Source organism: Polaromonas sp. P1_F4 (assembly GCF_056405675.1).
Genome location: NZ_JBFUBP010000012.1, coordinates 84963 through 98363, shown reverse-complemented (window position 1 = coordinate 98363; position 13401 = coordinate 84963). Strand labels below are relative to the sequence as shown.

General features: G+C 64.9%; 13 protein-coding genes. 9 read left to right on the top strand and 4 right to left on the bottom strand.

From position 1 onward, the window contains the following. Positions 1-34: 34 nt before the first annotated feature. Positions 35-1390, top strand: a complete 1356-nt coding sequence (locus AC1DYQ_RS20285) for a S1 family peptidase (RefSeq protein ID WP_477688303.1) — start codon at positions 35-37, stop codon at positions 1388-1390. Continuing rightward, on the top strand, positions 1387-2385 hold the full coding sequence (locus AC1DYQ_RS20280; RefSeq protein ID WP_477688302.1) for an FHA domain-containing protein: 999 nt from the start codon (positions 1387-1389) through the stop codon (positions 2383-2385). The genes AC1DYQ_RS20285 and AC1DYQ_RS20280 overlap by 4 nt, the downstream gene beginning before the upstream one ends. Positions 2386-2397: 12 nt before the next feature. On the opposite strand, the gene gorA is transcribed toward AC1DYQ_RS20280, so the two are convergent. Then, positions 2398-3765, bottom strand: coding sequence for a glutathione-disulfide reductase (gorA, locus tag AC1DYQ_RS20275; RefSeq protein WP_477688301.1), 1368 nt, complete (start codon positions 3763-3765; stop codon positions 2398-2400). 43 nt (positions 3766-3808) lie between these two features. Next, positions 3809-4699 carry a LysR family transcriptional regulator gene (locus AC1DYQ_RS20270; protein WP_477688300.1) on the bottom strand — a complete coding sequence of 297 codons (891 nt, stop codon included), beginning with the start codon at positions 4697-4699 and terminating at the stop codon, positions 3809-3811. 140 nt (positions 4700-4839) lie between these two features. On the opposite strand from AC1DYQ_RS20270, the gene AC1DYQ_RS20265 reads away from it, so the two are divergent. Together AC1DYQ_RS20265 and AC1DYQ_RS20260 are read left to right on the top strand one after the other, a co-directional pair. Continuing rightward, positions 4840-5493, top strand: coding sequence for a glutathione S-transferase family protein (locus AC1DYQ_RS20265; RefSeq protein WP_477688299.1), 654 nt, complete (start codon positions 4840-4842; stop codon positions 5491-5493). Next, on the top strand, positions 5490-6449 hold the full coding sequence (locus AC1DYQ_RS20260; protein WP_477688298.1) for a pyridoxamine 5'-phosphate oxidase family protein: 960 nt from the start codon (positions 5490-5492) through the stop codon (positions 6447-6449). The genes AC1DYQ_RS20265 and AC1DYQ_RS20260 overlap by 4 nt, the downstream gene beginning before the upstream one ends. On the opposite strand, the gene AC1DYQ_RS20255 is transcribed toward AC1DYQ_RS20260, so the two are convergent. After that, on the bottom strand, positions 6446-7369 hold the full coding sequence (locus tag AC1DYQ_RS20255) for a LysR substrate-binding domain-containing protein (RefSeq protein WP_477688297.1): 924 nt from the start codon (positions 7367-7369) through the stop codon (positions 6446-6448). The two genes, AC1DYQ_RS20260 and AC1DYQ_RS20255, sit on opposite strands and share 4 nt — an antisense overlap. 95 nt (positions 7370-7464) lie before the next feature. Between AC1DYQ_RS20255 and AC1DYQ_RS20250 the strand changes: the two genes are divergently transcribed. Together AC1DYQ_RS20250 and AC1DYQ_RS20245 are read left to right on the top strand one after the other, a co-directional pair. Then, positions 7465-7758: a DUF2917 domain-containing protein gene (locus AC1DYQ_RS20250; protein WP_477688296.1), complete on the top strand. Its 294-nt coding sequence runs from the start codon at positions 7465-7467 to the stop codon at positions 7756-7758. Further along, positions 7752-8537 (top strand): crotonase/enoyl-CoA hydratase family protein, encoded by a 786-nt coding sequence (locus tag AC1DYQ_RS20245; RefSeq protein ID WP_477688295.1) that lies wholly within the window; start codon positions 7752-7754, stop codon positions 8535-8537. Before AC1DYQ_RS20250 ends, AC1DYQ_RS20245 begins: the two co-directional genes overlap by 7 nt. An 84-nt stretch (positions 8538-8621) precedes the next feature. Here AC1DYQ_RS20245 and AC1DYQ_RS20240 read toward each other — a convergent pair whose 3' ends face one another. Beyond that, a complete protein-coding gene (locus AC1DYQ_RS20240) occupies positions 8622-9422 on the bottom strand; it encodes an IclR family transcriptional regulator (RefSeq protein WP_477688326.1) in 801 nt (266 codons plus the stop codon). A gap of 106 nt (positions 9423-9528) precedes the next feature. On the opposite strand from AC1DYQ_RS20240, the gene AC1DYQ_RS20235 reads away from it, so the two are divergent. The 3 genes from AC1DYQ_RS20235 to dbpA are packed head-to-tail and all read left to right on the top strand — an operon-like array spanning position 9529 to position 13269. Next, positions 9529-10500, top strand: a complete 972-nt coding sequence (locus AC1DYQ_RS20235; RefSeq protein WP_477688294.1) for a Bug family tripartite tricarboxylate transporter substrate binding protein — start codon at positions 9529-9531, stop codon at positions 10498-10500. A 7-nt stretch (positions 10501-10507) separates the two neighbouring features. After that, a complete protein-coding gene (locus AC1DYQ_RS20230) occupies positions 10508-11770 on the top strand; it encodes an alpha-hydroxy acid oxidase (protein ID WP_477688293.1) in 1263 nt (420 codons plus the stop codon). A 41-nt stretch (positions 11771-11811) separates the two neighbouring features. Beyond that, positions 11812-13269: an ATP-dependent RNA helicase DbpA gene (gene dbpA / locus AC1DYQ_RS20225; protein ID WP_477688292.1), complete on the top strand. Its 1458-nt coding sequence runs from the start codon at positions 11812-11814 to the stop codon at positions 13267-13269. Positions 13270-13401 lie beyond the last annotated feature (132 nt).

The window sequence follows — 13401 nt, the reverse complement described above, 5'->3', positions numbered from 1 at the left end:
CGGCAAGTGCCGCGGCACACCCTAGAATGCCCTGATGAAACACCACAACCCTTCGGGGCACCTGCGCGAACTGGCGGCAGTCTTGCTCGGTGCCCTGTGCCTGCAGGTGGCCCAGGCGCAGGCCCCGGCACCAGGCCGCGCTCCACAGGCGCCGGCCACCGCACCAGCCCAGATATCGCGCGACGCCCAGCGTGCCTATGAAACCACGCGCGACAAACTGGTGCAGATCCGCACCCTGCTGCGCAACTCCAACACCCAGGCCAGTGTGGGCTCGGGCTTTTTTGTGTCTGCGAACGGGCTCATCATCACCAACTTCCATGTGGCCAGCCAGCTGGCGCTGGAGCCCGAGCGCTATCGCGGCGTCTACGTGCCGGTGGACGGCAAGGAGGCCGAGGTTGAATTGCTCGCCTTTGACGTGCGCAACGACCTGGCGCTGCTGCGCGTGAAAACGCCGGCTACAGGAATGCCGCAGCTGGCTTTTCGCGGCGCGGACAGGCCGCTGGCACGCGGCGAACGCATTTATTCATTGGGCAATCCACTGGATATCGGGTTTGCCGTAACCGAGGGCACCTACAACGGCCTCGTGCAGCGCAGCTTTTACCCACGCATCTTTTTCGGCGGCGCGCTCAACCCCGGCATGAGCGGCGGCCCGGCTTTGGACGATGCCGGCCAGGTGGTCGGTATCAACGTATCCAAGCGGCTGGACGGCGACCTGCTGAGTTTTCTGATCCCTGCCGAATTCGCCCAGGCATTGTTGGCAAAGGCCGCTTCGGCCAAGCCCATCACCAAACCGGCACATGCCGAGGTGGCGCGCCAGCTGGGCGAGCACCAGGCCCTGCTGACGCAAAAGTTCACCGCGGTGCCGCTCACCGCGCAAAAACATGGCGGCTACAGCGTGCCCGTGCCCGAAGATTCCCTGGCCCGCTGCTGGGGCCGCGGACGCGAGCCCGACTTCAAGGCGTTTGACCTGGAGCGCACCGACTGCCAGATTGACAGCCACGTGTTCGCGGGCGATTTCAACACCGGCTACATCCGCCTGCGCTACGAAGCCTACAACGCGCCCAAGCTGGGCCCCTTGCGTTTTGCCGTCATGTACTCGCAAAGTTTCGGCAATGAGTACTTCTCTACCCGGGGTTCACGCAAGGCCACGGCGGCCGAGTGCTCCGAACGCTTCGTCGAAACGGGCGGCATGCCCATGCGCGCCGTGGTGTGCATGAGTGCTTACCGCAAGCTGCCGGGCCTCTACGATGTGTCGGTGCTGACCATGTCCGTCAACCAGTCCACACGCGGTGTGCAAGGGCGCATGGATGCGCAGGGCGTAAGTTTTGACAACGGCCTCAAGCTGGTGGCGCATTACCTGGGCGGTTTTAAATGGGAGGCCGCACCATGAGCGCCGGCAATCTTGCCCTGCTGCAGGCCACCGACCGCAACGGTGCACTGGTGGGCCGCCTTGACGTGCGGCACTGGCCCGTTACCGTGGGCCGCGCACTCACCGCCGACCTGGTATTGGATGACGGCCATGTGGCCGCTGAACACCTGCGCATAGACCGCACGCCGGAAGGCGAAGTGATGGTGCAGGTGCTGGACACGGTCAATGGTGTCGCGCTGAACCGGACGCTGCATGGCCAGGGCACGCAGTTCAGCTGGCCTGCCGGCGAGGCCCTGACCCTGGGCCGGCTGAAGCTGGGGCTGCGCCTGGCGGAAGCGCCGGTAGCCGCTGAAGAGCGGCTACCGCACTTTCCGTGGCGCACGACCGGCTGGACCCTGCTGGCATTGGCCGCCATGCTGGCCCTGGTGGTGGGGCAGTCGTGGCTGACCCTGACCGAGCCTTCCCAGCTGGCGCGGCAGTTGCCCGGCCTGATGGCGGCGGTGGCCATGGCGATCACCGTGTGGGCGGGGCTGTGGGCCCTGGCCACCAAGCTGTTTACCGGCCACCTCCAGTTTTGGCGCCATGTCCGTATTGCCTGCACCAGTTCGGTGGCGATACAGCTGGTTGCCACGCTGGCCGGCCTGCTGGCTTTCATGTTCTCGCTGGAAAGCCTGGCGCGCTTTGAAGTGCCGCTGCTGTTGCTGGGGGCGGCTGCGGCCGTCTATGTGCACCTGACGGTCATCGTCCCGCAGCGCCGCCGTGGACTGGCGGGGCTGGTGGCCGGCGTGACCGTGCTGGGCATCGTTGCCATGCTGGGCACCAACTGGCTGCAGAACAAGCGGCTGTCCAACAAGCTCTACATGTCCACCCTCTACCCGCCATCCCTGCGCATGGCGCCGGCTGTGCCCCTGACGCAGTTCCTCGGAGAGGCCGGCACCATCCGTCAGCGCCTCGACGAACGCCTGAAAGACCGTGAGCCGGATTCAGACACGCCCGAAGACCCGGACGCGGATTAATATTTCCTGAAATCAGTCCTTGACCGGTTCGCGCATCGTCACGAATTCCTCGGCGACGGTTGGGTGGATGCCGATGGTGCCGTCAAAAATTGCCTTGGTCGCGCCGGCCTTCATGGCGACGGCAAAGCCCTGTACGATTTCGCCGGCGTCCGGCCCCACCATATGCAGGCCGACCACGCGGTCGGTGGCGTCTTCGACCAGCAGCTTCATGAGCGTGCGTTCGGTGCTGCCGCTCAGCGTGTGCTTGAGGGCCTTGAAGTCGGCGCGGAACACCGTGACCTTGCCGAACTTTGCGCGCGCATCGGCCTCTGAATAACCCACCGTGCCGATGTTGGGATGGGTGAAGACGGCCGTCGGCACAAACTCATAACTCATGTTGCGCGGTTTTTTGCCGGCGGCAGGGCCAAAGAGCTGGTCCACCACCACCATGGCTTCGCCCAGCGCTACCGGTGTCAGCTGCATGCGCGCCGTCACGTCGCCCAGCGCATAGATGGACGGCACCGAGGTCTGGTAGTGCGCATTGACCTGGATCGCACCTGCGGCGTTGACGGCCACGCCGGCAGCTTCAAGGCCGATGCCATTCGCATTGGGAATCCGGCCCGTGGCGTAGAGCACGGTGTCCACCTCCAGGCCGCCGCCGTCCTTGAGCGTTACCTGCAGGCCTGTGGCGGTTTTGGCGATAGCCGCGATCTCTGCGCCCAGCTGCAGGGTGATGCCGGTCTTGCTCATCTCGGCGGCAATGAAGCGCCGCACATCATCGTCAAAACCGGTCAGCAGCATGTCGCGACGATGCACCTGGGTGACTTGTGAGCCAAGCCCATTGAAGATCGAGGCAAATTCGCAGGCGATGTAGCCGCCGCCCACCACCAGCAGGCGCTTCGGGAAGGGATTGAGGTCAAACATGTGGTCCGAGGTCACCACATGCTCGCGTCCCGGCACGGCAGGCACTGTGGCGGTACCGCCTGTGGAGACCAGGATGCTTTTGGCCGTGAATTTTTTGTCGTCGACCTCGACGGTGTGCTCGTCAAGCAGCCGTGCCCAGCCGGTGATGATCTGCACGCCGGCGCTTTCAAGCAGCTGCACATAAATGCCGTTAAGCCGCGAAATCTCGCGGGCACGGTTGGCCTTGAGCGTGTCCCAGTCAAACACCGGCGCCTCGCCGACCCAGCCGAAGCCGCGCGACTCTTCAAAGCTGTCGCCGTAGTGGGCCGCATAGCTGTAGAGCTTTTTGGGAATGCAGCCCACGTTCACGCAGGTGCCGCCCATCGCAGCGAATTCGGCCAGTCCCACACGGGCGCCGCGCTGGGCCGACATGCGCGCGGCGCGCACACCGCCGCTGCCGCCGCCGATCACGAAAAGGTCAAAATCAAAAGTCTGCATGCGCTGTGTTCCTTCTTCCTTGTATCCGTTGTATCCGGCGTTTTCAGGACTGGAATTCCCGGAGTTCGTTTTTCATCCATTCAATGAACACCCGGGTGCGCATGGGCAGCAACCGGGCGTGCGGATAGACCACATTGATGGGCCGGGGTGGCGGCTCAAAATCCTCCAGCACGATACGCAATTGTTTTGCCTGCAAAAACGGCGCCACCTGGTAAGAGAAGAAAGACCCAAAGCCCGCCCCCGCTGCACAGGCCGCCACGGCCGGTGCGATCTGGTTGAACTCCAGATTACCACTGACCGCCAGTCGCAGCTGCCGGCCCTGGACATTGAACGGCCCCCACGTGGGGGCATGGCCGGTCACACGCACGCAGTTGGCGCTGAGCAGTTCTCGCGGGTGTTTCGGCACACCGTGGCGCCGCAGCCAGGCCGGGCTCGCCACCACCAGGCGCCGGATGTGCCCAATGTTTTGCGCCACCAGGCTGGAGTCTTCGGGCTCGCCGATGCGTATGCCCACATCGATGCCTTCTTCGAGCAGATTCACCACGCGGTCCAGCAGCACCATGGAGCAGCGCATCTTGTCGTAGTGCTGCACAAAGCGCGTGACGGCAGGCGCCACGTGCATCTGCCCGAACAGCATGGGCGCGGTAATGGTCAGGTGGCCGGCAGGTTCCGCCGCGTCGGCCGTCAGCGCAGCTTCTGCGTCCGCGAGTGTGGCCAGCACCTGCCGGCAACTTTCCAGGTGGCGCCGGCCTTCCTCGGTGAGTGAGATGCGGCGTGTTGTACGGTTGAAAAGACGCACGCCCAGTTGCGCCTCGAAGCCGGCCAGCATTCGCACCATGGCGGGCAATGACGATTCCATGACCTGCGCGGCGGCGGTCAGGCTGCCCTGTTCTGCAATGTGAATGAATGCCTGCATGGCCCGTAGTTTGTCCATGGGTGACATGCTACGCCTGTTGTGACAATTAATCCGAAAAATGGATTAGTTAAATGCCAATCAAGGTATTTATTCAAATTAATGGATCAAACAGAATCCGTCATCGACAGACCTTTTCTGCAATCCACTGAAAGACCACCATGAGCACCCCCACCGCCAAAGCCGTACCTGCCAACCCCATACGTCTGTACCGCTTCGCCGTCTCCGGCCATTCGCACCGGGTGGAGTTGTTCCTCTCGTTGCTGGGTCTGCCCTTTGAGGCTATCGAGATCGACCTGGCCGCCGGGGCGCACAAGACGCCGGCCTTTCTGGCCATGAATGCCTTCGGCCAGGTGCCGGTGATCCAGGACGGCGACATCACGCTGGCCGATTCCAACGCCATCCTGGTGTACCTCAATGCGCGCTACGCGCCGGACGCCGACCAGTGGTTGCCGCGCGACCCGCTGGCTGCCGCCGCGGTGCAGCGCTGGTTCTCGGTGGCGGCCGGCCAGCTCGCTTTCGGCCCGGCCGCTGCGCGCGTTATCCAGCTGTTCAAGCGGCCGGAGAACCCGGAGGCGATTGCGCGCGCCCACGCCCTGTTTGCGGTGATGGAGCAGCAGTTGGGCCAGTCCGCCTTCCTTGCGGGCAGCACGCCCACCCTGGCCGACATCGCCAACTACAGTTATTCGGCCCATGCGCCCGAGGGCAAGGTCTCGCTGGATGCCTACCCGCGCATACGCGCCTGGCTGGCCCGCATCGAGGCCTTGCCGCGCTTTGTGCCCATGGTCAGGACGCCGATAGGGCTGGCCGCATGAGCACCGCCACTTTCCACGAGGGTGAGCGCGCCGTGCAAGCGCGCGTGGGCACGGCCGTGCGTGCGCGCATGGCGGAAATCGGCCCGCGCGTAATCCGCGACTTCATGCCCGACCAGCACCGCGAGTTTTTTGAGCAGCTGCCTTTTGTGGTCGCCGGCACGGTGGACGCGAGCGGCCAGCCCTGGGCCTCGGTGCTGGCCCAGCCGCCGGGGTTTATCCACTCGCCCGATGCGCATCACCTGGTGCTGCGCGCCCAGCCGCTCGCAGGTGATCCCCTGCAAGGCACGCTGGCAGATGGCGCCGCGATAGGCCTGCTGGGCATAGAGCCGCACACGCGCAGGCGCAACCGCATGAACGGCATCGTTCGCGGCGTGAGTGCCTCGGGCTTCGCGGTGGAGCTGAGCCAGAGTTTCGGCAACTGCCCCAAATACATCCAGGCACGCGAGCCGGTGTACGCGGAGCGCTCCACGTCTTCAGCCGGGCCGGTGGTGCACGCGTCGGCGCAACTGAACGAAGCGGCCCGCCGCATGATCGAGCAGGCCGACACCCTGTTCATCGCTACCGCCTATGCGGGCAACGGTGAGCAAGCCGGCCGCGCCGGCGGCGTGGACGTGTCGCACCGCGGTGGCAAGCCCGGCTTTGTGCGCGTGGACGCCGACGGCACCCTGACCGTGCCGGACTTCGTCGGCAACTACTTCTTCAACACCCTGGGTAACCTGGTGGTCAACTCGCGCGCCGGCCTGCTGTTCATCGACTTCGACACCGGCGATCTGCTGTACCTGGCCGTCACGGCCGACATCATCTGGGACGGGCCCGAGGTGCAGTCCTTCGCCGGTGCGCAGCGCCTGATGCGTTTCAAGGTGCAGTCCATGCGGTTGGTGGAATCTTCCTTGCCCTTGCGCTGGGGCGAGGCGGAACTCTCCCCGGTGCTGGAAGCTACCGGCGCCTGGGCTTAGCCTATCGCTTCCAGCGCGAGTTCGCGCTCCAGCCAGGCGCGAAACTTCTGCACGGCGGGCCGCTCCGCGCTGTGGGCTGAGGTCACAATACGGTAGCCCAAACCCGCGACCGTCTCGCCGGGCAAGACGACCGTGAGCTGGCCGCTGCGCAGTAGCGGCAGCACCAGCGGCGTGCGCCCTATTGCAATGCCGGCGCCTTGCACGGCCGCGGTCAACACATGCTCGTACTGCGAAAAATACAGGCACGGCTGTTGCGCCGATTGTTTCAAGCCCAGGCGCCCGTACCAGTCCGGCCACGACATCCAGGGGAAACGTGTGGCCGGGTCGTAATAGACCAGTAGCGGTGTGGCCGTGATGTCGGCGGCGTTACGAATGCGCGTCGCGACGGCCGGCGCCGCCACCAGCAGGGCCTGCTCCTGCAGCAGGGGTGGCGGGTCTTCGCCGCCCGGCAGCACGGGGTAGAGCCGCACGGCCAGGTCCATGCCTTCGCGCTCCAGGTTGACACGCGTTTCTGTGGCATCGACGCGTACATCGATGGCAGGCTCCAGTAACTGGAATTTGGCAAGCTTGGGAGCCAGCCACAGTGCGGCGAAGGAGGGCGTGGTGGTGACTGACACCGACACCCTGTCCACCGCCAGCAGACGGTCCACGGCCGAGGCCAGCTGCGCCAGTGCGGCGCGGGCCGCCTCATAAAGTTCGCGGCCTTGCGGCGTCAGGCTCAGGCCCTTGCCGCCACGCAGGAACAGCGCTGTGCCCAGCGCATCTTCCAGGCTTTTGACCTGTTTGCTCACGGCCGACTGCGTGATGCACAGCTCTTCGGCGGCAGCGGTGAAGCTCAGGTGCCGCGCGGCGGATTCGAAGCCGCGAATGGCATCCAGCGACATGGCGCGCAATGCGCTGGTGGAAGGGCTGTTCAGCATGGCATGAATGATTGGAATACCCCGTATGACAAACCATCCGGCCGCGCGGACCGGTTCCAAAGAAGAATCAAACCACACTTTTCAAGGAGTCCGCCATGCATGCCCTGCAAATCCTACAAACTCCACAGACCCCGCTGAAGCTCGGGTCCATCCCCAAACCCTTGCGCTTGCCGCGCGGCCAGGTTTTGGCCTGCACTGGGGGTTGCCTCTGGATCACCAGCGATGCGCTGGCTGGTCGCCGGGACAGCGACGTGGTGCTGGAGAACGGCCAGTCCTTTGTCACGCCGCAAGCTGCGACTTATTTTGTGGGTGCCCCGCGCGGTTGCGGTGTGTTGTCATTCGTATCCCCCGACGCTATTGCCCGAAAACCTGAGGAGACCCCATGCTGATAGAAACTGAGCGCCGCGGGCAACACGTGATACTGACCCTGAACCGGCCCGAGAAACTGAACGCACTGAACTACGCCCTGATCGATGAGCTCATGGACAGGCTGAACGCCCTGGAGCGCGACGACAGCGTGCGCTGCCTGGTGTTGACGGGGCAGGGCGATAAAGCCTTCAGTGCGGGCGCCGACATTGCGGGCTTTGCGCCGGACATCGCCTCCTCGCCCGAGGCAGCGTGGCGCAACTTCGTGATGCGTGGTCAGGCCATGACCAGGCGCATCGAAAACTACCCCAAGCCCATCATCGCGGCCGTCAACGGCATGGCCTTCGGCGGAGGCTGCGAAACCATGGAAGCCTGCAGTCTGGCCATCGCGGCGGAACACGCCAGCTTTGCCAAGCCCGAAATCCGGCTGGGCTTTCCGCCGCCCTTTGGCGGCACGCAGCGCCTGCCCCGCCACATAGGCCGCAAGCACGCCAACGAAATGATCCTGACCGGCGACGCCATCAGTGCCGAGGAAGCCCTGCTGATAGGCCTCATCAATCATGTGGTGCCGGCCCATGACCTGCTTCCGGCGTGCCTGCGAATGGCCGACCTCATCGCCGAAAACTCCGCCGTGGCGGTGACGGCCTCCTTGCGTGCGGTGACGCGGGGCCTGAATGTTTCCATCGACGAAGGCCTGGCGATCGAGGCCGCGCAGTTCATGATCGCGGCGGCCTCGCAGGATGCACGGGAGGGAACGGCAGCGTTTGTGGAGAAGCGGCAGCCTGTATTCCTTCATCGATGAGATTGCGTTTTTTCGCGGGCTGCACAGGACAACGCATCACATCAGGTGCGCCCGGGTGATATTTCGCGTCGTTTGCGACGCAGATCACGGATGCCAGGTTGCCCGCAGTGCCGTGGAAGGCATGGCGCCGAGCGCTTGCCCGAGCTGCTTCGCCGCCAGAACCGTGGCGGGCGCGTAACGCGCGAGTACCGCACCCGTCAGTCGTTCTACCGGACCCGCCGTGCTGACAGAGCCCAGCACGGCGCCATGGCGTCCGCGCACGGCCGCGGAGACGCTCGCGATTTTCGAGTTCCGCTCGCCGCGGGTGATGTGGAAACCGCATCGGCGGATGCGCTCATTGAGATCACCCGGTTCGCCCAGGGCGGCCAGAATCACCCGGCCGGCGGATCCGCGGTCCAGGGGAAAAACCTCGCCGGAGCGAATTTGGCTCTGAACACCTGCCGTTCCCTCGCAACGCATCAGGCAGCTGCGCAGGTTGCCTTCGAAGACGAAGAACGAAGCGCTTTCTCCCGTGGCCGTACCAAGCTGGCGCAGGATGGGTTCGATGGCGGAGTCGAGGTCGAACTGCGCCTGGTAGCGGGAGCCCATCCAGCCTACTGCGGGGCCGAGCCGCCACGCACCGTCTTCGCGCCTGACGAGGAATCGGGCTGCAGCGAGCGTGCGCGCAAGCCGCAGCACAGTGGGTTTGTGCATGCTGGTACGGCGTGCGAGCTCCGCCAGCGGGAGAAAGAGCTCGTCACCTTCGAAGGCAGTGAGGATAGCCAGCGCACGCGCCACGGCCGTGACGTTCTCGTCGCCTGGACGCGTCGAGGTTCCCTCCGGCCCGTCCGCGAGAAGCCGCTTCGGCGTGGCATGCGTCGGCTTGGACCTGGACTCTTGCGGCATGGCCGGATTGTATTCAAGCCCGCGCACCGTTACGTCAGGCGTAACGCATTGCCCATCCTGTATCTTTGTTCGGATCATGCGCTCCTTGATCCAGGAGACACGTTCCATGACAAACATGCACGCCAGGCGTCGCAGCTTCCTTGCTTCGGCGGCTGTAATCGCCGCGTTCGGCGCCCGGGCGCAGGGCGCCTCTTCGGTTTCGACCCGGATGGTGATTCCATTCGCCGCCGGTGGCGCGACGGACGTCCTTGGCCGCGATCTGGCCCAGGCCATGAGCGCCGCTCTGGGACAGCCTTTCATCATCGAGAACGCCGGCGGCGGCGCCGGCGTGCCTGCCATGCAGAAGGTGACAGGCTCGAAGGCCGATGGCCATACGCTGCTCTTCGCCGCCTCCGGCAACATCACGGCACAACCCCTGCTGCAGAAGCCGCGCGTGGACATTCTGGCCCAGCTCTCGCCGGTGGGGATGATCGCCACGGCACCACACGTGCTGGTGGTGACGGCGAAGATGCCGTTCAAGACGATCGCGGAGCTGGTTGCGTATGCCAGGGCACATCCGGGCCAACTGAACTTCGGCTCTGCGGGCATCGGGGGATTGGCTCACCTCGGCACGGAACTGTTCGCGCGCGCCGCGCAGATCGACATCAAGCACGTGCCGTACCGCGGGGCTTCGGCGGCGACCACGGACCTTGTCTCCGGCCAGATCCATGCGATGTTCGGAACCATGCCTTCGTTCACCGGCATGGCCCAGAACGGCTCGCTGCGCGTCGTCGGCCTCACCGCTCCCAGCGCCGCAGCACCTCTGAAGGGGATCCCCTTGATTTCGAACACCGTTCGCGGCTTTGGTTACAAGAGCTGGAATGCCATCTTCGCGCCCAATGGAACGCCGGCGCCCGTCGTCGCGCGCCTCTACGCGGCGATGAAGAAAGCGTCGCTCGACCCTGGGGTGGCCAGGCGTTTCGAAGAACAGGGGGTCGACATCGAGCTTGCGGATGCGGCCGAGCTCACCGACATGATCCGCAAGGAGACCGGGCTTTGGGACAAGGTGATCCGCGAAGCAAACATCCAGGTGAACTGATCTCTGTATGTCGCAACTCGTCTCTTCCGAGGCCGTGCCGAGGGTGACGCGCCTGTCGCCGGGAGCACGTCCCGCCACGCCGCCGGGCTTGCGGAAATTCCTGTCGTTGCAGGATTTCGAGACAGGCGCCCGGCTCCACCTGCCGCGCCCGCTCTTTGAATACATCGCCGGCGGAGCGGAAGACTCGGCCTCGCTGCACGATAACCGCGCAGCGTTCTCGGAGTTCGGTTTCGTCACGCGAGTACTGCGCAACGTGTCCGGCCGCAGCCAGGCGGTCGACCTTCTGGGGAGGCGCTACGCATCACCGTTCGGTATCGCGCCTATGGGCATCAGTGCGCTCAGCGCGTATCGCGGCGACCTCGTGCAGGCCCGCGCAGCGGCGGCCGAGGGCGTGCCGATGATCATGAGCGGCTCCTCACTCATCCCGCTGGAAGAGGTGATGGCCGCGGCCCCGGAGACCTGGTTCCAGGCTTACCTGCCGGGCGAGACCGCCAAAATCGAGGCGTTGATCGACCGCGTCGACCGTGCGGGCGTCAAGACGCTTGTGCTGACGGTCGACACTGCCGTGCTCGCCAACCGCGAGAACAACATCCGTGCAGGCTTTTCCACGCCCCTGCGACCGGGCTTTCGCCTGGCGTGGGAGGGGCTCACTCATCCCCGCTGGACGATCGGGACCTTCCTGCGGACGATGATGGCGCACGGCATGCCGCACTTCGAGAACTCGTATGCGACCCGTGGCGCTCCGATCCTCTCGTCGCAGGTGGCACGTGACTTCGGCGCCAAGGACCACCTGGACTGGGAGCACCTGGCCCTCATCCGCCGCAAGTGGAAGCGCACCCTGGTGGTAAAGGGCATCATGAACCACGAGGACGCACGCAAGGTGCGGGACATGGGCGCCGACGGCCTGATCGTGTCGAACCACGGCGGCCGCCAGCTCGATGGCACGGTCTCGCCGCTGCGCGTGCTGCCCGAGGTCGTCCGGGCGGTTGGCGCCGACTTCCCGGTCATGATGGACAGCGGCATACGGCGCGGGACGGACGTCCTGAAGGCGCTCGCACTCGGCGCCAGGTTCGTGTTTGTGGGCCGCCCGTTCAACTATGCGGCCGCCGTCGCCGGCGAAGAGGGCGTGCGCCATGCAATCCGCATCCTGGCCGACGAAGTCCAGCGTGATCTGGGCCTGCTCGGTCTGACCTCCATTTCGGAAGTGCACGGCGCACAGTTGCGCGACCTGGCACTCGCGAGGGGTGGTGGCCATGGGCTGCAAATGTAGCCAGGTTCAGGCCGCTGAAGGCCCGGCACCGATAATGGGGGATGAGCTCCTCTCCTTCCCCTTCTTCCCCTTCTTCCCCTTCTTCCGCCGGCAATACCGACTTCGCCAGCCTGCCCCTGAATGCCGCCGTGCTGGCCAACCTGCAGCAGCTCGGCTACCTCAGCATGACGCCCATCCAGGCCGCCAGCCTGCCGGTGGCGCTGCTGGGCAAAGACCTGATCGCCCAGGCCAAAACCGGCAGCGGCAAGACCGCCGCCTTTGCAATACCTCTGCTGGCCAATCTCAATGCACGGCGCTTTGCCATACAGGCCATGGTGTTGTGCCCCACGCGAGAGTTGGCCGACCAGGTCGCCACGGAAATCCGCCGCCTGGCGCGGGCCGAGGAAAACACCAAGGTGGTGGTGCTGTGCGGCGGCGTGCCGCTGCGCAATCAGACCGCCAGCCTGGAAAATGGCGCGCACATTGTGGTGGGCACGCCCGGCCGCATCATGGACCACCTGGCGCGCGGCAATTTGACCCTGGAGGCGCTGAACACCCTGGTGCTCGATGAAGCCGACCGCATGCTGGACATGGGATTCTTCGAAGACATCGTCACCGTCGCCAAACAGTGCCCCAAAGAGCGGCAGACCCTGCTGTTCTCGGCGACCTATCCCGAAGGCATTGCGAAGCTGAGCCAGCAGTTCATGAAGACGCCGCAAACCATCACGGTCCAGGCGCAGCATGAAAAAACCAAGATCCAGCAGCGCTGGTACCAGGTGCCCGACAGCGACCATGACGAAGCCCGCCTGGGCGCCGTTGCGCAGGTACTGCGGCATTTTCGCCCGGCCAGCACGCTGGCGTTCTGCAACACCAAGTCGCAGTGCCGCGCACTGGTGGCCTATTTGAAAGAGCAGGGTTTTAGCGCGCTGGCGCTGTTCGGCGAGCTGGAGCAGCGCGAGCGCGACCAGGTGCTGGTGCAATTTGCCAACCGCAGTTGCTCGGTGCTGGTGGCCACCGATGTGGCCGCCCGCGGCCTGGACATTGCGCAACTCGCGATGGTCATCAACGTCGACGTGACGCCGGATGCCGAGGTGCACATCCACCGCATCGGCCGGACCGGCCGCGCTGATGAAGAGGGTTGGGCCATCAGCCTGGCCAGCATGGACGAGATGGGTTATGTCGGGAAAATCGAGGTGCTGCAAAAGGCGGAGTCCGAGTGGCACAAACTGACCGAGCTGACACCCGCCAGCAATGAGCCCTTGCTGCCGCCCATGGTGACACTGCAGATCGTCGGCGGTCGCAAGGAAAAAATCCGCGCCGGCGACGTGCTGGGCGCGCTGACCGGCGAGGCCGGCTTCACGCGCGAGCAGGTCGGCAAGATCAACGTGAATGAGTTCTCCACCTATGTGGCGGTGAACCGCGAGATTGCCGCCGAAGCCCTGCACAAGCTGTCCACCGGGCGGGTCAAGGGCAAAAGCGTGAAAGTGCGGCTGCTGGATGACGAGTCTGAGGGCCGTTGACCCGGATTTGCAAGAAAAATAGGCCTCCAGGCCATATCTGACGGGCGCAAGCAGCTATTGAATTAATAGCAAAGGAAGGGTTGGGCCCTGCCGGCAGTCCTGACGTGTAGGCGCCCATGCCACCCGCAAGCC